The organism is Mesorhizobium sp. M1409, from assembly GCF_040317535.1.
Classification (GTDB): Bacteria; Pseudomonadota; Alphaproteobacteria; order Rhizobiales; family Rhizobiaceae; genus Mesorhizobium.
On record NZ_JAMYKV010000011.1, the window covers coordinates 71,981 to 92,361 of the forward strand.

A 20,381-nucleotide genomic window follows, 5' to 3' on the forward strand; every position below is an offset into this window, starting at 1 on the left:
CGGATCGCGGTGACACCGTCATCGCGCACGCTGCGCGCCGAGCTTTTGCGGCTGTGCGCCCGCATCGGTTATTCGCCGCCTGCTTGCCTCTGATGCATTCGCCCCGGCTTGGGCCGGATAGAATCCAGAGGAAAGATCACATCCATGACCTATCAGAATTATTCGCTGAAGCAGCTTCAGCAGATCGATGCCGCGCATCATCTCCATCCGTTCACCGATCACAAGGAACTGCGCGAGGCCGGCTCGCGCATCATCACCCACGCCAACGGACCATTCATCTACGATTCCGAAGGGGCTGAAATCCTTGACGGCATGGCCGGGCTGTGGTGCGTCAACGTCGGCTATGGGCGTGACGAGCTGGCCGAGGCCGCCTATGTCCAGATGAAGGAATTGCCTTACTACAACTCCTTCTTCAAATGCTCGACGCCGACGCCCGTGCTGCTGTCCAAGAAGCTGGCGGAAATCGCACCGAAGAACGTCAGCCAGGTGTTCTACGGCTCCTCCGGCTCGGAAGCCAACGACACGGCGCTGCGCCTTGTCCGCCACTATTGGGTGCTGGAAGGCAGGCCGGAGAAGAACCGCATCATTTCGCGCAAGATGGCCTATCACGGCTCGACCGTTGCCGGCACCTCGCTCGGCGGCATGGATCCCATGCACAAGCAGCTCGGCGGCGCCGTGCCCAACATCGTCCATGTCATGATGCCCTATGCCTATGAGCTGGCGTTGCCTGGCGAGAGCGATCATGATTTCGGCCTGCGCGCGGCAAAGGCCGTCGAGGATGCGATCCTCGAAGCCGGCGCCGACAAGGTTGCTGCCTTCATCGGCGAACCGGTCATGGGAGCGGGCGGCGTGAAGATACCGCCGGCCAGCTACTGGCCGGAGGTGCAGCGCATCTGCCGCAAATACGATGTCCTTCTGATGCTGGACGAGGTCATCACCGGCTATGGCCGCACCGGCGAGTGGTTCGCCGCGCAGACGCTCGGCATCGAGCCGGACACGATCACCACGGCCAAGGCGCTGACCTCGGGCTATCAGCCGCTGTCGGCATTGCTGGTCGGCGACCGTATCGCCTCGACGCTGGTCGAGAAGGGCGGCGAGTTCAATCACGGCTACACCTATTCCGGTCACCCGGTGGCCTGCGCCGTGGCGCTGAAGAACCTCGAGATCATCGAGCGGGAAGGGCTGGTCGACCGCGTCCGGAACGATACCGGCCCCTATTTCGCAAAGGCGTTGCAGGAGCGCGTTGCCGGGCATGATCTCGTCGGCGAGGTGCGTTCGATCGGGCTGATGGGGGCGATCGAGATCGTCAAGGACAAGGCGACCAAGGAGCGCTTCCGGCCGGCGGGAAGTGCGGCGGTGACCGTGCGCGACCATGCGATCGCGAACGGCATGATGCTGCGAGCCACCGGCGACACGATGATCCTGTCGCCGCCGCTGATCTGGACCCGCGATACGATCGATATGGCTTGCGACCGTATCTCGAAGGCGCTGGATCTGGCGCAAGCCGATCTGCGCAAGCGGTAGGGCTCGAGCCCCGACCGGGCGTTCCTCGGCGGGAGCGCCCGGCCTCGACAACTTGATCAAGCGATAAGGGAACGAATTTCCATCCCCAGCGCGTAATGTGTGGGGCAGCGGCTGATTCGGCCGCGACAAGGGGTTTGTTTTCATGAGAAAGACCGGCAACAGCCGACGGACGCAAGACGCGGCCAGCATCGGCGGTGACCTGATGCTGGCGCCTCTGGTGGCGATGATGCGGCTGCCGTTGATGGCGATGGATGGCGGGAGCAGCCAGCCATGGAATACGGAGACGGCGCGTGCGGTGAACGAGAAGACCGTCGCGATGGCCGAAGGCGCGTTCGCGGCGCAAATGTCTTTCCTGCAGTCGGCATCGCGGTTCTGGCCGGAGATATATTCCGGTCGCACCCCGTCTCTGTTCAACGGCGTTGCGGCGGAACGCTCGATCAGCGCCGCGCTGAAGCCGGCGAGCCGTGCCGTGAAGGCGAACTTTCGCCGGCTGTCCGACAAGACCTGACTGACGTTGCAGAACTTTGATTTTGCGCATCAAGCAGCGCATGCGCTAGAACCAGTCGGTACAGTTACCGAAGGGGGACACGATGGCCGGACAACCGCTCAACCAGCCGGCTGAAATTCCAGCCGAACTCGACCGCTGGAACTGGGGCGCCTTCTTCCTCAACTGGATCTGGGGTATCGGCAACAGCACGTTCATCGCGCTGCTGGCGCTGATCCCATTGGTCAACATCATCATGATCATCGTGCTGGGCGCGCGCGGCAGTCGCTGGGCATGGCGGAACCGCGCCTGGCGCGACGCGGAACAGTTTCGCAAGACGCAACGCAACTGGGCAATCGCCGGCCTTGTCGTGTGGGTGGTCGGGATCGGCGGCTGTGCGACGATGGTCGGCAGCATCCCCTACGTCCTGAAAGGCAGCGATGCCTATCACATGACGATGGACAGGCTCCGCGCCGACGACCGCGTCAAGGCCGCCCTCGGTGATGATGTGACCGACAGTTTCTGGGTCGGCGGCCATCTTAATGTGAATGCGAATGGGGCTGGTGACGCCCAGTTCAGCATTCCGGTCCACGGCGCCAAGGGCAAGGGCACCGCCTACTCAACCGCTGTCCGCACCGCCGGCATGTGGGGCCTGCGCCTGCTGGTCGTCAGGCTCGAGGGAGCCGATGCACCGATCGTGCTGATCAACGAAGATCATGTCCCGATCCCGAATGCGGCAATCGGAATATAAAACCAGACTGCGCGGATAAACCGGCGGAAACGCAAAAACCGCGCTCCATCGGGAACGCGGCTTTGCCAGATACGCATGGCGCTTCGCTACTCAAACACTTTGCGAAACCTACAGGCACTTGTCGAAACTTACGGGCTCCGGTACGCGAGACCTGATCCGGAGCGCCGGGCGGATGCGATATGTCCGCCTCGAAATCCGTTTTATAGGGACATCGTTACCGCAGAGTTATCGAGAGCTTAAGCAAATCTAAATTTACATTCTTTCTGCAGAAAGAAGTCGGAAAAAGCGTGCCAAATCCGTTGGTTACGCTGAGTTACCGCGCAGAAAATTAATTATGCCGGAGAAATCGGCGCCGCCATGTCCCTGGGCGTTGAACAAGGCATAGAGTTGGGCTGCCTCGGCGCCAAGCGGCGTCACCGCGCCGGCGCTTTGCGCGGCTTCCTGGGACAATTTCAGGTCTTTCAGCATCAGTGCGGCTGCAAATCCTGGGTTGTAGTCCCTGTTGGCGGGCGAAGTCGGCACCGGGCCGGGCACCGGGCAATAGGTGGTCAGGGACCAGCATTGCCCCGACGAGGTCGAGGCGACGTCGAACAGTGCTTGGTGCGAGAGGCCGAGCTTTTCCGCCAGAACGAAGGCTTCGGCGACACCGATCATCGAGATGCCGAGGATCATGTTGTTGCAGATCTTTGCCGCCTGGCCGGCGCCGTCGCCGCCGCAATGGACGATGCGGCCGGCCATCGGCTTGAGAACCGGCTCGGCGGCGGCGAAGGCATCGCCGGAGCCTCCGGCCATGAAGGTCAGCGTGCCGGCCGCGGCACCCCCGGTGCCGCCCGAGACGGGCGCATCGATGGACAGCAGGCCGTGTTTGGCGGCAAGGGCGTGCGCCTTGCGCGCCGATTCGACGTCGATGGTCGAGGAATCGATAAACAACGCGCCCTTTTTCGCCTTGGGCACTATGTCCTCATAGACCGACAGCACGTGCTTGCCGGCCGGTAGCATGGTGATCACCACGTCGGCATGCTTCACCGCGGCCGGTGCATTGGCCATGACGACGACGCCATGCTCGCGCGCGACGGTCAAATTCTCCGGCATCAGGTCGAAGCCATGCACTTGATGTCCAGCCTTGACCAGATTGGCGGCCATTGGATTGCCCATGTTGCCGAGGCCGATAAAGGCGATGGTGGTCATAGTGGTGCTCCGAGATAGGCAGTAGGCAGTAGGCAGTAGGCAGTAGGCAGTAGGCAGTAGGCAGTAGGCAGTAGGGCTGTCTATTCCGGCGTAAGTCTGACAATGAGTTGGCGAAGCATTTTGCCAATGCCCTCGGTGGATGTCAGCAAATGATTAGCTTGATCATGCGTGGCAAGCCCAATGCGTTCGGCGAGCTGGAGATGTGTCTCGAACTCCTTCAGCGAGCCTTGGGCTATCCGGAGAAACTGCTGATAAGAGCCTCTATTGTCTCGACCATAACCTTCGGCGATGTTTGCAGGGATAGAGGTCGCTGAACGGCGGATTTGGCTGGTCAGCCCATACAACTCCTCTTTTGGCCATGTCTTGCTCAAGGAATAGGTGGCGACAGCCAGATCCATCGCCTGCTGCCATACGATAAGATCCTTGTACGAATTGATCTTGCCGGTCATCTCACTGCCTACTGCCTACTGCCTACTGCCTACTGCCTACTGCCTACTGCCTACTGCCTTCCAATTAATGCCCGCGCGATGATGACGCGCATGATCTCGTTGGTGCCTTCGAGGATCTGGTGCACCCGCAGGTCCCGCACCAGCTTCTCGATGCCGTAGTCGTGCAGGTAGCCGTAACCGCCGAGCAGTTGCAACGCGTCGTTGGCGACATTGAAACCGGTGTCGGTGACGAAACGCTTGGCCATCGCCGACCATTTGCCGGCATCCGGCGCCTTGCGGTCCAGTTTCGAGGCGGCGGCATAAAGGAAAATACGTGCCGCCTGCAGCTCGGTCTCCATGTCGGCCAACTTGAACTGCAAAGCCTGGAACTGGTTGATCTTCGAGCCGAAAGCCTTGCGCTCGGCGGTGTAGGCGAGCGCCTTGTCGAGCGCCGACTGCGCGCCGCCAAGCGAACAGGCGGCAATGTTCAACCGGCCGCCATCGAGCCCGGCCATGGCGATGCCGAAGCCGGCGCCTTCGCCGGACAGCAGATTTTCCGCCGGCACCTTGCAATCCTCGAAGATGACCTGGCGGGTCGACTGCATATGCCAGCCCATCTTGTGCTCGTTGGCGCCGAAGGAGAGGCCTGGTGCATCTTTCGGCACGACGATGGTGGAAATGCCTTTCGGCCCCTCCGTGCCGGTGCGCACCATGACGGCGTAGACATCGCTGTCGCCGGCGCCCGAGATGAACTGCTTGGTGCCGTTGAGGACATAGTCGCCGCCGCTCTTCACCGCGCGCGTCTTGAGCGCCGCGGCATCGGAGCCGGAGCCGGGCTCGGTCAGGCAGTAGCTCGCCAGCCATTCCATCGAGGTGAGCTTCGGCAGGAAGCGCTGGCGCTGTTCGTCATTGCCGAAACGGTCGATCATCGACGCCACCATGTTGTGGATCGAGATGAAGGACGAAAAAGCCGGATCGGCATGCGACAGCGCCTCAAAAATCAGCACGGCATCGAGCCGGCCAAGTGCCGAACCCCCGACATCGTCCCTGATATAGATGCCGCCGAGCCCGAGAGGTCCGGTCTCGCGGATCACGTCGGCCGGGAAATGCTTGTTGCGGTCCCAGTCGAGCGCATTCGGTGCGACGCGGTCGGCGGCGAAGGCCTGCGCCATCTCCTGAATGGCACGCTGCTCTTCATTGAGTTCGAATTGGCTGGTGCTCGCATCGACCGCGGCGTCCATGGCGTGCTCCCTATGTGCTGGCCAGCTGCTACCTCGCTGGCCTGTCGTTTTTGGCTTTGCGCGCGCACCAATCTAGACCAATGATGCCGCCGCGCAACCCGACCCCATCAACCCGCCCATTTGGGGAGCGGCTGTGCACCAATGCATGTCCGGAGCAAGATGTGACGACAAAATTCGATGAACTGCTGGGACGCTTCCGCGCCTATCTCGCTTCCGTGGATAGCGCTCTGGTGCGCGATACCGTGGCGCGCATCGCCTGGGAGATGCCCGCCCGCACGCTGGAGCCGCATCCGCTTGCCTGCCTGCGCCATCTCGATCGTGCCGCCGAACTGGCGCCGCCGGATGCCAAGCCGCTGGTGCAATTGCTTGCCGAGCGTCGATTTGATTTCCGCTGGGGGCAGACCTACAGCGAGGCGGATTTCGGAGCGGAGTTCATCGACAATTACGGCTGGCTGGAAGTGTTCGGCACGCGTGGCCACTTCGCCAATGACGAGGTCGCCGCCGGCCTGCTGATCCTGGGGCCCGATATCGTCTATCCCGACCACCATCACGTCGCCGAGGAAATCTACATTCCGCTGACCGGCGGCGCCGAATGGCGGATGGGCGAGAGCGGGTTTTGCATGCGTACGGCCGGCGAGGTGGTCCACCACGCTTCCAACGTCAACCACGCCATGCGCACCGGCAGGGAGCCGTTGCTGGCGCTCTACATCTGGCGCGGCGGGCCGCTGGCGCAGAAATCGAACATCACCGGAACCGTGGCGCAGGGCAGGGGCTGATGGCCAGGGCGATCATGCTGCAAGGCACGGGCTCGGATGTCGGCAAGACGGTGCTGGTCGCCGGCCTGTGCCGCGCGGCAAAAAAGCGTGGGTTGAAGGTGCGGCCGTTCAAGCCGCAGAACATGTCGAACAATGCCGCCGTCGCCGACATTCCGGATGACAACAATGCCCGCGGCGGCGAGATCGGCCGCGCGCAATGGCTGCAGGCGATCGCTTGCGGCGTCGCGCCATCGGTCCATATGAACCCGGTGCTGCTCAAGCCGCAGACCGATGTCGGCGCGCAGGTCATCGTGCAGGGTAAGGTGTTCGGCGAAGCGCGGGCGCGCGACTACCAGGCGCTGAAGGGCCGGCTGATGGACGCGGTGCTGGACTCCTGGGGCAAGGTCGGCGAGGGCGCCGATCTCGTCATCGTCGAGGGCGCCGGCTCGCCGGCCGAGATCAACCTTCGCACCCGCGACATCGCCAATATGGGCTTTGCCACGCGCGCCGATGTGCCGGTAGTGCTGGTCGGCGACATCGATCGCGGCGGCGTCATCGCGTCGGTTGCCGGCACGCATCTGATCCTTCCGGAAGAGGACCGGCGCATGATCGTCGGCTATCTCATCAACAAGTTTCGCGGTGACGTTTCGCTGTTCGACGACGGTATCAGGTCGATCGAGAAATTCACGGGATGGCGCTGTTTTGGTGTCGTGCCGTGGCTCAAGGCAGCGGCACGGCTGCCTTCGGAGGATTCGGTCGTGCTGGAACGTCTGGCGTCCGGCGAGACCCGCGCGCTGAAGGTGGCCGTGCCGATGCTTGGCCGCATCGCCAATTTCGACGATCTCGACCCGCTCAAGGCCGAACCGCGGGTCGAGGTGGTGTTCGTGCCGCCGGGAAGACCGCTGCCCGCCGATGCCGGGCTGGTGGTCATTCCAGGCTCCAAGTCGACGATCGGCGATCTCCTGAAGTTCCGCGAGAACGGTTGGGATCGCGACCTTCTTGCCCATCGCAAGCGCGGCGGCCATGTCGTCGGCATTTGCGGCGGCTTCCAGATGCTCGGCCGTACCGTGCGGGATCCCGACGGCATCGAAGGCAGCGTCACCGAGGCCGAAGGGCTCAGCTTGCTCGACATCGAAACGGTGATGGAACCGGAGAAGACGGTGCGCAATGTCAGTGCCCGCTCGGTACAATTCGACCTGCCGCTCGAAGGCTACGAAATCCATCTCGGCCGCACCACCGGTTCGGATACGCTACGGCCGTCCGCAGTCATCAATGGCATCGAGGACGGGGCTGTTTCCGCCGACGGCAAGGTGATGGGCACGTATATGCACGGGCTGTTTGGCGCGGATGCCTTTCGCGGGAAATTCCTCGAAAGCCTCGGCATAAAGGGCGGCGGCATCGACTATCGCGCCGAGGTCGAGCGGGCCTTGGACGAGGTCGCGGCCGAGTTGGAGACCCATCTCGACTGCGACGCGATCTTTGCGCTGGCGCGTTAGATCCGCCCATCACTTCGTCATTCACGGGCGGAGCAAGGAGGGTAGCGACGCGGCGCAGACCCGATGTTCCATGCCGCGACTTCAAAGCGTTGCTGCGCTACAGAATTCTGCTCCGCTGCACTGCGCGGGAACCGCCCGGGGACGGATCGGTCCTGCTCTTGCTGGGGGTTGCATCTCTACTGGAATCAAAAGCGCCCGGCTTTGGCCGGGCGCTCTCGTCCCCACTTCAAGGGAATATGTCAGGCGCCGCGCATCAAGCAGCCGCCGGCAAGCACGATGAAAGCGATAAGCACAATCCACACCGATGCGAGTGGAATAAACGCAAGAATGCCAAGCGCGGCGAGAACGCCGATGATGGCGATTACAACTGAAATGATAAAAACGATCTGGGTAGGTGCGCTAAGATTCATGTCTGGCTCCTCGCAACATGATTCGAACAGCGACAGTCTATCAGTGCACGTGATCACACACCAATCATGGCACGCAGCGGGTTCGCCGGGTCGGCCAGCAGCTTCACCGCCAGTGCGAGGCACACGATCACCAGCAGCGGCTTGATCAGTCTTGCGCCGATGCGCATGGCCAGGCTGGCGCCGACGCGGGCGCCGAGGAACTGGGCAATGCCCATCATCAGGCCGATCTTCCAATAGACGACGCCGACCGCGGCGAAGACGATGAAGCCGCCGATGTTGGAGGCGAAGTTGAGCAGTTTGGTGTGCGCCGTCGCCTTGAGCACGCCGTAGCCGGCAAGTGCCACGAAGGCCAGCATGTAGAAGGAGCCGGCGCCTGGTCCGAACAGCCCGTCGTAGAAGCCAATGGCGGGCACCAGGGTCAGTCCGAACAGGAACGGTGACAGGCGCTCGGCACGATCGACATCGTTCATGTTGGGCTTGAACGCGAAGTAGAGCGCGATGGCGATTAGCACGATGGGCAGGGCAGCCCGCAGAATGTCACCGGGCACGATCGTTGCCAGCAAGGCACCGATGGCGCTTCCGACAAGCGCGAGCAGGGCCGACGGCAATTGCCGGCGCAGGTCGACATGACCCTTCGACGCGTAGTGGATGGTCGCCGAGCCCGAGCCGAACATGCCTTGCAATTTGTTGGTGGCGAGCGCCTGGACCGGTGTGAAGCCGGCAAGCAGCAGCGCCGGCACGGTGATCAGCCCGCCGCCGCCGGCGATCGAATCGACAAAGCCCGCGGCAAAGGCGGCGAAGGCGAGCATGGCGACGGTCTGGATGCTAAGCTCGATCATGTGATGTATGGAGGTGTCCGGCCGGCTGAAATATCAGGCGTTCGACCACGACCGCCCTGTTTGCGCAAGACCGATTCCGCGCTACCTCTATGAAGAGGAATCGGAAAGGGACCATGATGGCGTTCGCATTGCTGGACCAGATACGTCAGATCTTCGATGGCGACCCGGGCGTGCGCAAGGTGGCGGACGATCCAGTCCTGTCGGCGGAACTGCTGATGCTGTTTCGCATGATCCTAGCCGACGGGTCGGTCAGCGAGAGCGAGATGGTTGCTTTCCGGCGCATCTGCAAGGACGCCTTCGGCATTGCCGAAACCAGCATCGACGCCGTCATCGAATATCTCAACGAGTTCGGCTACGAGACCAATGGCTCGCAGGCGATTGCACTGTTTCGAGATCTCGACATCGAGCGGCGCAAGCAATTGGCCCGCCATATGGCTGAGATCGCCAAGGCGGATTCGCAGCTGGCCGAGAGCGAGGTGCGCCTGCTGCGCCGCACGCTCGACCTGCTCGATATCAGCCCGGTCGATGCGGTGAAGCCGGAAGAGTAGGGGCGAGCCGGCCGCTCACCCCTGTTCCTGCATTCGCCGAGCGATAGCCCGGTGCAGATCAGGAGCGGCACTGACAAGCGCCTTGGCCGCCTCGGACTGCGGGTGATCGAGCACCTCGTTCGTCTTGCCGCGCTCGACGATCTTGCCGTCATGCATGACCAGCACCTCGTCCGTGATGGCGCGGGCGACGGTCAGGTCGTGGGTGATGAAGAGATAGGCGATGCCGAGCTTCTGGTTGAGCTCGGCGAACAGGTCGAGGATCTGGGCGCGGATCGAGACATCGAGCGCCGAGACCGGCTCGTCGGCGACGACCAGTTTCGGGCGGGTGATTATGGCGCGGGCGATCGATAGGCGCTGACGCTGGCCGCCGGAAAACTCATGCGGGTATTTGTCCATGTCGCGCTGGTCGAGCCCGACTTCGTGCAGCGCATGCGCCACCATTTCGCGGCGCTCGGCGCGCGTCGGCTTCTTGTCCTGTACATGCAATGGTTCCGCGACCAGCTTTTCGACCTTCTGACGCGGGTCGAAGGAGCCATAGGGATCCTGGAAGACAACCTGCATGTTACGCCGGGCCGGCTTCAGCTCTGTCTCGCTTTTACCGGTGATGGTCTCGCCGCGAAACCGGATCGTGCCCGAGCTTGGCTGGTCCAGTGCCAGGATCATCCGGGCAAGCGTTGACTTGCCGCAGCCGGAGCGGCCGACCAACGCCACCGATTGACCCGGCGCCATCGACAAGGACACATCGTCGACGGCGCGGATATCAGGCGCGCGCCTGAACAACGAGGTGCGCCGGCCGGCATAGTCGCGGGTCACGCCCTCGACCTGGAGCAAAGGTCGGCCCGTCTCGATACCATGCGGCCTCGCGCGCGCCGGAACATGCATCGAGGCCTGCGCCAGCTGCCGTGTGTAGGGGTGAAGCTGTTCGGACAGCGTGCGGGCCGTGTCGCCGGTTTCCATGACCTCGCCGCGGCGCAGGATGGTGATGCGGTCGGCCATCTCAGTCACCACGGCAAGGTCGTGCGAGATCAGCAGCAGCCCCATGCGGCTTTCAGCGACGAGGTCGCGCAGGAGGTCGAGTATCTGCGCCTGCAGCACCACGTCGAGCGCCGTGGTCGGCTCGTCGGCGATCAGCAGCTTCGGCTTCAGCGCGCAGGCGATGGCGATGACAACGCGCTGGCGCTGGCCGCCCGACAGTTCGTGCGGATAGCGCGACATTGGGAATTTCGCTTGCGGCAAGCCGACCCGGTCGAGCATTTTTCGCGCCCGGTCTTCGGCCTCGGCGCGGCTTGCCTTGGTGTGCCAGCGAATGCCTTCCGCGACCTGTTCGCCGATGGTCTTGACCGGATTGAGTGCCGTCATCGGCTCCTGGAACACCATGCCGATGTCGTCGCCGCGCAGCGCGCACATCTGGTCCTCGGTTGCCGCGAGGAGGTCGATGCCGTCGAACGAGACGCGTCCGGTGGCGCGCGCGGCATGGGGCAGAAGCTGCATCACCGTCAGCGCGGTCATCGACTTGCCCGAACCGGATTCGCCGACCAGCCCCGTCACCTCGCCGGGCGCGACGGAAAGTTCCATGCCCTTGAGGATCGGTGTGTCGCCGATGGTCAGCGACAGGTTCTCGATGTCGAGCAGGCTCATCGCTGCCGCCGCGATTTCGGATCGAGGATGTCGGCGATGCCGTCGCCCAGGAGGTTCAGCCCCAGCACGGTGACAACGATCGCCATGCCGGGAAAGATTGCCATCCATGGCGCCACCACCATGCGGGTCTGTGCGTCGAACAACATGCGGCCCCAACTCGGCATTGGCGGCTGGGCGCCGAGGCCCAGGTAGGAAAGCCCGGCCTCCGCCAGGATGCCCAGCGCGAACTGGATGGTGCCTTGCACCAGGAGCAGCGTGGCGATGTTGGGCAGCACATGTTCGATTGATATCTGCGTGCTGCTCTTGCCGGCGGCGCGCGCGGCAAGAATGAACTCGCGCGGCCATATCGCCAGTGCGCCGGCACGGGCGACACGGGCAAAGACCGGGATGTTGAAGATGCCGATGGCGATGATGGCGTTGACGGCGCCCGGCCCGAAGATGGCGGTTATCATGATCGCCGACAGCAGCGCCGGGAAGGCGAAGACGAGATCGTTCAGCCGCATCAGCGCCTCGTCGACGAGGCCGCCGCGTGCCGCGGCAAAGGCGCCGAGCGGTACGCCGACCCCCATGCCGATGCCGACAGCGACCAACGCCACGGCAATCGAATTGCGGGCGCCGACCATGACCATCGACAGGATGTCGCGACCGAAATGGTCGGTGCCGAACCAGTGCGCCAGCGAGGGTGCCTGTGTCTTGTCCGATATCACCAGCTTCGTGACGTCGTAGGGCGTCCAGCCATAGGAGACGATGGCCATTGCCAGGATCAGCAAGGTGATGACGAAACCGGCAACGAAGGCGGTATTCCTGAATGCCTTGGCCAGGATGCTGCCGAGCGTCTCCTCGGGGATGTCGATATGGAGCGTCATTGCCGGCTTCTCAGGCGCGGATCGACGACCGCATAGGAAAGGTCGACGAGGAGGTTGACGGTAATGACGGCGGCGACCAGCAGCATGACGACGCATTCGACGACGATCAGGTCGCGCTGGGTGATCGCCTGGAACACCAGCCGGCCGAGGCCGGGCAGGTAAAAGACATTCTCGATGATGATGGTGCCAGCAAGCAGGAAGGCGAATTGCAGGCCCAGGATGGTCAGCACGGGGATCATGGCGTTGCGCAGCGCGTGCCGCCACAGCACGGCGCGATAGGGCAGACCCTTGGCGCGGGCGGTGCGGACATAATCCTCGTTCAGCACCTCGATCAGCGCCGAGCGGGTGACGCGCGCCAGGATCGCGGCTTGCGGCAAGGCGAGAGCCACTGCCGGCAGTAGTAGCGATTTCAGCGCCAGCCAGATGCCGGCACTCCAGCCGGGAAAGCCGCCGGCCGGAACCAGCCGCAGCCAGACGGCGAAGACATAGATCAGCATCAGCGCGAACCAAAAATTCGGCACGGCGACGCCAAGCTGGGCGGCGCCCATGGAAATCGTATCACCGGCGCGTCCACGCCGGCTGGCGGAAAACAGGCCGACGGGAATGGCGATCATGGTGGAGAGCGCAAGCGCAATCAGCGCCAGCGGCAGCGAGACGGCAAGCCGCTCGCGCACCAGATCGATGACCGGCACCGAATAGGTGTAGGAGCGTCCGAAATCGAGACTGAGCAGGCCGCCGACCCAGTGGAGATAGCGCCAGGCCAGCGGCGCGTTGAGGCCCATCTGGTTGCGCAGCAATTCGACCTGATCGGCACTGGCGTTCATGCCCAGCATCAGCCGTGCCGGATCGCCGGGCAGGATCTCCAGCACGGCGAACACCACCATGGAAGCCAGCAACAGCGTGGCGAGCGCAATGGCGAGGCGCTTGAGGAGGTAGGCGGTCATGGAAGGTGAGGCACTGTTGTTTTGCCCACCGGGCGAAGGTTCCGTTCCCGCCCACCCCCCTCTGTCCTGCCGGACATCTCCCCCGCAAGGGGGGAGATTGAGCTCTCATTTACGCTCTCGCCAATCGCCGAAATGGCATGGTTGTCGGCGACGCAGAAACTGCCGATCTCCCCCCTTGCGGGGGAGATGCCCGGCAGGGCAGAGGGGGGTGTGACGGAGCGCAAATTCCGCCAGGCAGCCTGAGTCTTCAATCCGACCACTTCACCTTGGTCAGGTCGTTCGCCTGGATGGGCGCGTTTTCCCACAGCCCTTGCAGCTTGGCGTCCCATACTCCGACCTTCGGCAATTCGTAGAGGAAACCGACCACGGCGTCGTCGGCCAGGATCTTCTGTGCCTGTCCCAGCAATTCCTTGCGCTTGGCCTCGCCGGAGGTGAGGTTCAGATCGGCGATCACCTTGTCGAAGGCCGGGTTGTCGTAGTTGAAGTAATAATCCTTGCGCGAATAGATATCGATGTCGTTGGGTTCGGTGTGGGAGACGATGGTCAGGTCGTAGTCCTTCTTGGTGAATACCTGATCCAGCCACTGCGCCCATTCGACAGGAATGATTTCGAGGTCGATGCCGATGTCGCGAAGCTCGGAGGCGATGATCTCGCCGCCAAGCCGCGCGTAAGAGGGCGGCGGCAATTTCAGCGTTGCCTTGAAGCCGTTCTCCAGCCCCGCTTCCTTCAGCAGTTCCTTTGCCTTGGCGACATCATGCGGATAGCGGCCGGTGAGATCGACATAGTCCTTGTTGGCGGGCGACATGTGCGAGCCGATCGGCACGCCGAGGCTGGCGGAGGCGCCGTCGATGATCGCCTTGCGGTCGAGCGCATAGGAGATCGCCTGTCTCACCTGCAATTTGTCGAAGGGTGGCTTCTTGTTGTTGATCGACAGGATGGTTTCGCCCTCGGTCGCGCCGATCACCACCTTGAAGCGCGGGTCGTCCTTGACCTGCGCGACGCTGTCGGCGTCGAAGAACGGGAAAGCCTGGATGTCGCCCGAGAGCAGTGCCGGCACATAGGCCGCGGCATCCGGCACGATGCGGAATTCGGCCTTGTCGAGGGACGCCGGCGTGCCCCAGTAATTGTCCGATTTGACCAGGGTGATCGAGGATCCCTTGGCCCAGCCCTGGAATTTGAACGGGCCGGTGCCGATCGGCTTCTCCTTGTTGGTGTCGGCTGTCTCAGGCGCCACGATCACCGCGTCGCCCCAGCCCATATTGTAGAGGAAGGAGCCCTGCGGGTTCTTCAGCGTGACCTTGACCGTTGCCGGGTCGACGATTTCGACCGTGTCGATAGCCGCGAACAGGCCCTTTTGCGCATTGACCGAATTGTCGGCGCGGGCGCGGTCGAGCGAGAATTTCACGTCACTGGCATCGAAGTCGGTACCGTCGTGGAATTTCACGCCGGTGTGCAGCTTGAAGGTGTAGACCTTGCCATCATCGGAAATGGTCCAGCTTTCGGCCAGATCCGGCAGCACCTCGCCATTCGGCCCGATGCGGGTCAGGCCCTCGAACACGTTGGCGTAAAGAACCTCGTCGATCGCCGCGGCGGCACCCGCGGTCGGATCGAGATGCGGGGGTTCGAGCGGGATGCCGATGACGAGGTCGGTTCGCGCGGCAAACGCCTGACAGTCAGCGGCTAGTGCAAGGATCGTCGCGGCCAGAATGGTTTTCCACAATTTCATCGTGCAACTCCCCATGCGTTTCAGACACGTGCTCAAACCCGGGCGATAGAAGCGTGATTTTGCCGCGGAGTAAATTGCGTTTCGTTCTGCCCGTTGCCGTAGCTGGGAATGTTTTTGTCCTGACAGCCCTATCGGCAGGTCGAAGCTTGTCGCGATGTGGGGCTATCCCGTGGCTGTGCCGCGCAACAGCACGTTGAGCCCGATCGCCATCACCTTGGCCGATTCCACCATGTCCGATATCCCGACCCATTCGTCCGGCCGGTGGGCTAGGTCGAGAATGCCTGGGCCATAGGCGATGCAATCGTAGATATGGCCGATGCGGGCAATGTGCTTCTGGTCGTAGGTGCCTGGCGAAATGACGTAGTCGGGTTCGCGGTCGAAGACCGCCATGATGCCTTGCGCCACCGCCTTGACCACCGGCGCGTCGCGCTCCGTCATCAGCGGCAGCACTTCCATCAGGTCGCGGATTTCATAGTCGAATTTGTTCCGCTCGCGCTTCAGGCGGTCGAGAATGCCGGTTACTTCACCTTTGACGGTATCGAGATCTTCCTCGAGCAGGAAGCGACGATCGATGGTCAGCCGGCAGGAATCGGGCACGTTGGGCGAGGGCAGGCCGGGCCGGAAATCCTCCGTCTGGCCGCCATGGATCGAATTGATGTTCATGGTCGAGCGTTTTGCTCCTTCGGGCACGACCGGCATGCGCGTCATCTTGCGGTCGAGCGCAGGGAACAGTTCGTCCTCGAATGCCCTGAGCACGGCACCCATATGGCGTACAGCATTGTCGCCGAGAAACGGCATCGAGCCGTGCGCGATCTCGCCCTTGGTCTCGATCTCCGCCCACCAGACGCCGCGATGACCGAGGCAGATGCGGTCCTTGTTCAGCGGCTCGGGAATGATGACGTGGTCGACCCTGGGTTTCGAGAAATAGCCGAGCCTGGCCAGATGGGCGACGCCGCCGAAGCCGCCGGACTCCTCGTCGACGGTGCCGGATATTTCGATGGCGCCGGGAAAGTCGGGAAACACTTCCAGGAAGGCTTCGGCGGCGATGATCGAGGCGGCAAGACCGCCCTTCATGTCGCAGGCGCCGCGGCCATAAACCTTGCCGTCCCTGACGACACCGGCAAAGGGATCGACGGTCCAGCCGTCGCCGGCTTCGACCACGTCGATATGCGAGTTGAAGTGGACGCAGGCGCCGGGAGACCTGCCGTCGAAACGGGCAACGACATTGACGCGCGGGTAGCGGTCGGTGTCGCCGGGGGTGCCTTCGGCTCGAATGAATTCGGTCTCGAAACCGCTCTTCTTCAGCCGCGCGCCGAGATATTCGGCGCACGGCCGGTAGGCCTCACCGGGCGGGTTGATGGTCGGAAAACGGATCAGCTCGGCGGTCAGCGCGACGATATCGTCGCGCCTGTTATCGATTGCCTGGAGGAGTCGCTCGTTCATGCGGCGGAGTTGAGAGCGATCGTCCCGATTTTGCAAGCCCGCTGGTGATCAAGCCCGTGCGGCGTGTCGTTGCGGCAACTATCGCGGGAAATCGTTCAAATTGGCTGCTTTGGATTGGCGAATTGGTCAAGGAGTGTGTGCTACCCCGTTCACCTGCCATTAAAAAGATGAAAAACAACGTGATGGCAGGCGAGTAAGGGGCAATCAAAGGGGTTTGATCGCATGAAAAAGACAGTTCTCATGGCGGCCATTTTTGTCGCGATGCTGTTCGGTGCTTCGGGGCAGGGCTGGGCGGCCAGCCTCGTTGCAAACATAGACGTGTCGTCGCAGACGATGACGGTCAGGTATGGCCTGTCGGTTTACCGGTGGAGTGTCTCCACCGCCCGCGCTGGCTATTTCACGCCGCGCGGCAGCTATCGGCCGCAGCGTACGGCGCGGATGTGGTATTCGCGCAAATACCATATGTCGCCGATGCCATACTCCGTCTTCTTCCATGGCGGCTATGCCATCCACGGGACCGGTGCCGTCAGGCAACTCGGCCGCCCGGCGTCGCATGGCTGCGTGCGGCTGCATACGGCCAATGCCGCAACGTTCTATTCGATGGTGCGGGAAGTGGGTTTCGGCAACACGCGGATTGTAGTGACGAACTGAGGTGATCCAGATTCGCTGAAGTCGGCATCATCGGCTGGGGTAGGACCAATCTCCCCGCCAGCGGCGAGGCTAAGCGTTTGCGGCCGGAGCGGGCTTCGGCCGGCGCTTTGGTCGCCCGCCGCCGATCTCCCACCTTTTGTGGAACCACATCCACTGGCCGGGATCTTCGCGTACCCAGCGTTCGACCACGTCGTTGAGACGCTGGGTGGTGGCGTGGACATCGACACTGCCGTCAGCGGTGCGCGGCAACGTCAGCTTGTCCTCGATCTCGAGCCGGAAGCGATTGCCTGGCAGCCTGATGCAGCGCGCCGGATAGACGTCGCAGTCGTAGTGACGGGCAAGGGTGGCCAGCACCCGGTTGCTCTGGCAGGGACGGCCGAAGAAGGTCGTATCCAGGCCGTTGGAGAATTTCTGGTCGACAAGGATGCCGATGTTGCCGCCATTCTCCAGGACCCCCGCCAGCGCGAATGAGGCGCCGGCCATCGATGGCAGCAAAGAGCCCATGGTCGAGCGGCGCGTCGAGAGGATGTAGTCGGCGAGATAGGGATTGTTGGGCGGGCGAAACAGCGCCGTGATGTTCATGCCGAAGGTCGCCGCCGCCACCGGCAGCAACTCGAAATTGCCGAGATGGCCGGTGAAGACGATATGCGGCTTCTGTTCGCCCGCGATTTCGACGAAATGCTCTGTTCCCTTGACCTCGACGCGGCCGGGCTTGCTGGCCGCGGGATCGTAGTCGAACAGGGCGTCGAGGAAGATGTATTCGGCGGCAAGGCGAGCCATGTTGCCCCACATGTCGGAGGCGATCGCCTGGATTTCGGCTTCGCCCTTTTCCGGATAGGCCTTGCGCAGATTGTCGACGGCGACCTGATGGCGTCCCACCCAGGGGCCGACGCGGCGTGCGACGCGGTCGGCGAAATTCAGCGCGCTGTCGGCCGGCAGCAGACGCAGGATCGAGATGATCAACATCGCCGCGCGCGCAACCAGCCAGTAGTTGAGCTGGCGCAGCTGCCTGCCGTAGCGAAATTTGAGATCCCGGCGAAACTTCTTGAACACAGAGGTCAAGGCTCTAGCCGACGCGCAGAATGATCTTACCGAACACGTCGCGGCCTTCCATGCGCTTCAGCGCGGCATCGATACCGTCGAAGTCGACTTCGGTATCGATGACCGGTGCGACTTGTCCCGCCGCCATCTTCTGCATGGCGTTGGCCATGTTCTCCATGCGGCAGCCGAAGGAACCGAGCAGTTTCAATTGCTGCTGGAACAGCTGCATGAGGTTGATCTGCGTCGACACGCCCGAGGTCGAACCGCAGGTCACCAGGCGGCCGCCACGCTTCAGGCACAGCATGGAAGCGGCAAAAGTGTCGGCGCCGACATGTTCGAACACGACATCGACGCCCTTTTTCTTGGTCAACTTGCGCACGACGCCCTCGAAACGGTCGTCACGGTAGTTGATGACATGGTCGGCGCCGAGCGCCTTGGCCTTGTCGATCTTATCGTTGGAGCCGACCGTGGTGATGATCGTGCAGCCCATCCGCTTTGCCAGCTGGATGGCCGCCGAGCCGATGCCGGATCCGCCGGCATGGATGAGAATGGTCTCGCCGGGCTGCAGCCTGGCATTGTCGAACAGCATATGCTCGACAGTGCCGAAGGTGACGGGCGCCACCGCTGCACCGATGTCGGTCACGCCGGGCGGGGCAGGAACCAGCAGGCGAGCCGGCAGGTTGATCTTTTCCTGCGCGAAGCCGTCGAGATGGAAGCCGTGAACGCCCGAAACATGCTCGCAGAGATTGTCTCGGCCTTCGCGGCAGGCTCGGCAAAGTCCGCAGGTGCGGGCGCCATAGATCGACACCAATTGTCCGGGCAGCAGGCTGGAAACACCGGGGCCGACCGCTTCGACCTCGCCCGAGGCTTCCGCGCCGACGACCAGCGGCAGCTTGCGCTTGGCGAAGGCCATGCCGCGCCAGCCCCAGACGTCGATATGGTTCAGCGCCACCGCCTTGATGCGTAGCGTGACTTCGCCGAGTGGCGGCGGTGGGGGAGGCGGCAGGTCCACCGTTTCAAGACGGCGGTCCTCGATAAGTTGCAATGCGCGCATGGGGCCTGTCGGTTCAGTCTGGCTGAAAAAGGTCGCTTAGACCGGTTCCCGCGCCATGACAAGGCAAGTATTCTGGCCGCCGAAGCCGAAGGAGTTCGACAGAACGGTGCGAACCTCGGCGTTGCGCTTCTTGTTCGGCACCACGTCGAGCACGATCGCTGGGTCGGGATTGTCATAGTTGATGGTCGGCGGAATGACGCTCTCGCGCATCGTCATCAGTGAGAACGCCGCCTCGACGGCGCCGGCCGCCGACAGCGTGTGGCCGATCATCGACTTGTTCGACGAGACCGGCATCGAGCCGATCCGCTCGCCGAATACCGTCGACAGCGCCAGATGTTCCATCTTGTCGTTCTCCGGAGTCGACGTGCCATGGGCGTTGACATAGTCGATCTCGTCTTCACTCAGGCCGGCATCGGCGAGGGCAGCGCGAACCGCGGCGATGGCGGGCGAAGCGTCCGGTTTCGAACGGGTGCGGTGGAAATCATCGGCCTTCTCGCCGCAACCGCCCAGGATGCCGAGGATAGTGGCGCCGCGAGCCAATGCCGTCTCAAGCGATTCCAACACCAGCGCCCCGGATCCCTCGGCCAGCACGAAGCCGTCGCGGTCCCTGGAGAAGGGCTTCGACGCCTTTTCGGGAATGTCGTTGTGCGTGGAGAGCGCCGAAAGCAATGAGAAACGGATCAATGCCTCGGCGGTCGCGGAACCGTCCGCGCCGATCGATAGCGCACGGTCGCATTCGCTGCGTCGGATCGCCTCGACACCGAGCTGGATCGCGGTGGCACCTGAAGCGCAAGCCGTCGACAGCGTGATCGGCAGACCACGTGTGCCAAGGCGGTCGGCAAGGCGGCCGGCGATCGAACCGAACTGGGTGGTCTCGAAAATATCCAGCTCTTTCAAGCTACGCGCGACCCGAAGCAGACTTTCGGCGGCGGTGTCATCCTTGTCCTTGCCGGAATTGTAGAGCGAGAAGCGCTCGGCCCAGTCGAGTTCGACCGGCGGTGATGCGAGGAAGAGCGGTCCGCCGAAATCGCTGGAATCAAGACCGGCTTCGGCCACCGCTTCAAGGCCCGCGAGCTCGGCCAACTCGTAGGTGAGGGGGCTGGAGCCTTTCGAACTCGACGGCAGGAAATCGACCATGCCGGAAATGCGGGTGTTCAGTTGATCGATGGGAAAGCGGGTGATCGGGTGGATGCCTGATCTTCCCGAGGTCAACGCCGCCCAATTGTCCGTCTTGCCGACGCCAAGCGAGGTCACCACGCCGATGCCGGTGACGGCGACAATCGGCCTGCCCATATGATCGTTCAGATTGGCCATCCGGGAGCCCTCGACCTTTTATCGTTACAGCATGGATCTC

Annotated in this window: 20 protein-coding genes; 7 read left to right on the top strand and 13 right to left on the bottom strand. The window is 62.9% G+C overall.

What is annotated here, in order from left to right; genetic code table 11:
• Positions 1-144: 144 nt before the first annotated feature.
• The 3 genes from NKG99_RS11805 (at position 145) to NKG99_RS11815 (ending at position 2,759) form a co-directional block, all read left to right on the top strand.
• Positions 145-1,524: an aspartate aminotransferase family protein gene (locus NKG99_RS11805; protein ID WP_352867536.1), complete on the top strand. Its 1,380-nt coding sequence runs from the start codon at positions 145-147 to the stop codon at positions 1,522-1,524.
• A 142-nt stretch (positions 1,525-1,666) separates the two neighbouring features.
• Positions 1,667-2,032, top strand: coding sequence for a hypothetical protein (locus tag NKG99_RS11810; RefSeq protein WP_352867538.1), 366 nt, complete (start codon positions 1,667-1,669; stop codon positions 2,030-2,032).
• 82 nt (positions 2,033-2,114) lie between these two features.
• On the top strand, positions 2,115-2,759 hold the full coding sequence (locus NKG99_RS11815; RefSeq protein WP_352654976.1) for a cytochrome c oxidase assembly factor Coa1 family protein: 645 nt from the start codon (positions 2,115-2,117) through the stop codon (positions 2,757-2,759).
• Between the two features lie 303 nt (positions 2,760-3,062).
• Here the strand turns inward: NKG99_RS11815 and mmsB are convergent, their stop codons facing one another.
• The 3 genes from mmsB to NKG99_RS11830 form a co-directional block, all read right to left on the bottom strand.
• Positions 3,063-3,947 carry a 3-hydroxyisobutyrate dehydrogenase gene (mmsB, locus tag NKG99_RS11820; RefSeq protein ID WP_352867540.1) on the bottom strand — a complete coding sequence of 295 codons (885 nt, stop codon included), beginning with the start codon at positions 3,945-3,947 and terminating at the stop codon, positions 3,063-3,065.
• Positions 3,948-4,027: 80 nt separating this feature from the next.
• A complete protein-coding gene (locus tag NKG99_RS11825) occupies positions 4,028-4,396 on the bottom strand; it encodes a four helix bundle protein (protein ID WP_352867543.1) in 369 nt (122 codons plus the stop codon).
• Positions 4,397-4,446: 50 nt separating this feature from the next.
• Entirely contained in the window at positions 4,447-5,616 is a 1,170-nt protein-coding gene (locus tag NKG99_RS11830; protein ID WP_352867546.1) for an isobutyryl-CoA dehydrogenase, read from the bottom strand.
• A gap of 161 nt (positions 5,617-5,777) precedes the next feature.
• Here NKG99_RS11830 and NKG99_RS11835 point away from each other — a divergent pair, with 161 nt between their 5' ends.
• Together NKG99_RS11835 and NKG99_RS11840 are read left to right on the top strand one after the other, a co-directional pair.
• The gene (locus NKG99_RS11835) at positions 5,778-6,392 is read left to right on the top strand and encodes a dimethylsulfonioproprionate lyase family protein (protein ID WP_352867547.1); all 615 of its coding nucleotides are present in this window, start codon (positions 5,778-5,780) and stop codon (positions 6,390-6,392) included.
• Complete coding sequence (locus NKG99_RS11840; RefSeq protein WP_352867549.1) at positions 6,392-7,867, top strand: cobyric acid synthase; 1,476 nt, start codon at positions 6,392-6,394, stop codon at positions 7,865-7,867. The genes NKG99_RS11835 and NKG99_RS11840 overlap by 1 nt, the downstream gene beginning before the upstream one ends.
• A gap of 239 nt (positions 7,868-8,106) precedes the next feature.
• On the opposite strand, the gene NKG99_RS11845 is transcribed toward NKG99_RS11840, so the two are convergent.
• Positions 8,107-8,277 carry a hypothetical protein gene (locus tag NKG99_RS11845; RefSeq protein WP_023757712.1) on the bottom strand — a complete coding sequence of 57 codons (171 nt, stop codon included), beginning with the start codon at positions 8,275-8,277 and terminating at the stop codon, positions 8,107-8,109.
• Between the two features lie 53 nt (positions 8,278-8,330).
• Positions 8,331-9,116 (bottom strand): TSUP family transporter, encoded by a 786-nt coding sequence (locus tag NKG99_RS11850; RefSeq protein WP_352867551.1) that lies wholly within the window; start codon positions 9,114-9,116, stop codon positions 8,331-8,333.
• A 116-nt stretch (positions 9,117-9,232) separates the two neighbouring features.
• Here NKG99_RS11850 and NKG99_RS11855 point away from each other — a divergent pair, with 116 nt between their 5' ends.
• A complete protein-coding gene (locus NKG99_RS11855; protein WP_352867686.1) occupies positions 9,233-9,664 on the top strand; it encodes a TerB family tellurite resistance protein in 432 nt (143 codons plus the stop codon).
• A gap of 15 nt (positions 9,665-9,679) precedes the next feature.
• Here NKG99_RS11855 and NKG99_RS11860 read toward each other — a convergent pair whose 3' ends face one another.
• The 5 genes from NKG99_RS11860 to NKG99_RS11880 form a co-directional block, all read right to left on the bottom strand.
• Positions 9,680-11,302 (bottom strand): ABC transporter ATP-binding protein, encoded by a 1,623-nt coding sequence (locus tag NKG99_RS11860; protein WP_352867553.1) that lies wholly within the window; start codon positions 11,300-11,302, stop codon positions 9,680-9,682.
• Complete coding sequence (locus tag NKG99_RS11865; protein WP_352867554.1) at positions 11,299-12,168, bottom strand: ABC transporter permease; 870 nt, start codon at positions 12,166-12,168, stop codon at positions 11,299-11,301. The genes NKG99_RS11860 and NKG99_RS11865 overlap by 4 nt, the downstream gene beginning before the upstream one ends.
• The gene (locus tag NKG99_RS11870; RefSeq protein WP_352867556.1) at positions 12,165-13,112 is read right to left on the bottom strand and encodes an ABC transporter permease; all 948 of its coding nucleotides are present in this window, start codon (positions 13,110-13,112) and stop codon (positions 12,165-12,167) included. The genes NKG99_RS11865 and NKG99_RS11870 overlap by 4 nt, the downstream gene beginning before the upstream one ends.
• A gap of 247 nt (positions 13,113-13,359) precedes the next feature.
• Complete coding sequence (locus NKG99_RS11875) at positions 13,360-14,838, bottom strand: ABC transporter substrate-binding protein (protein ID WP_352867557.1); 1,479 nt, start codon at positions 14,836-14,838, stop codon at positions 13,360-13,362.
• Between the two features lie 162 nt (positions 14,839-15,000).
• Positions 15,001-16,281: an acetylornithine deacetylase/succinyl-diaminopimelate desuccinylase family protein gene (locus tag NKG99_RS11880; protein WP_352867560.1), complete on the bottom strand. Its 1,281-nt coding sequence runs from the start codon at positions 16,279-16,281 to the stop codon at positions 15,001-15,003.
• A gap of 222 nt (positions 16,282-16,503) precedes the next feature.
• Between NKG99_RS11880 and NKG99_RS11885 the strand changes: the two genes are divergently transcribed.
• Complete coding sequence (locus NKG99_RS11885; RefSeq protein ID WP_352867562.1) at positions 16,504-16,932, top strand: L,D-transpeptidase; 429 nt, start codon at positions 16,504-16,506, stop codon at positions 16,930-16,932.
• A 69-nt stretch (positions 16,933-17,001) separates the two neighbouring features.
• Here NKG99_RS11885 and NKG99_RS11890 read toward each other — a convergent pair whose 3' ends face one another.
• From NKG99_RS11890 to NKG99_RS11900, 3 genes are read right to left on the bottom strand one after another with little or no spacing between them, the layout of a single operon-like run.
• Positions 17,002-17,985: a lipid A biosynthesis lauroyl acyltransferase gene (locus tag NKG99_RS11890; RefSeq protein ID WP_352867689.1), complete on the bottom strand. Its 984-nt coding sequence runs from the start codon at positions 17,983-17,985 to the stop codon at positions 17,002-17,004.
• Between the two features lie 13 nt (positions 17,986-17,998).
• Positions 17,999-19,027 carry a zinc-binding dehydrogenase gene (locus tag NKG99_RS11895; RefSeq protein ID WP_352867564.1) on the bottom strand — a complete coding sequence of 343 codons (1,029 nt, stop codon included), beginning with the start codon at positions 19,025-19,027 and terminating at the stop codon, positions 17,999-18,001.
• A 36-nt stretch (positions 19,028-19,063) separates the two neighbouring features.
• Positions 19,064-20,341: a beta-ketoacyl-ACP synthase gene (locus NKG99_RS11900; RefSeq protein WP_352867566.1), complete on the bottom strand. Its 1,278-nt coding sequence runs from the start codon at positions 20,339-20,341 to the stop codon at positions 19,064-19,066.
• Positions 20,342-20,381: the final 40 nt, after the last annotated feature.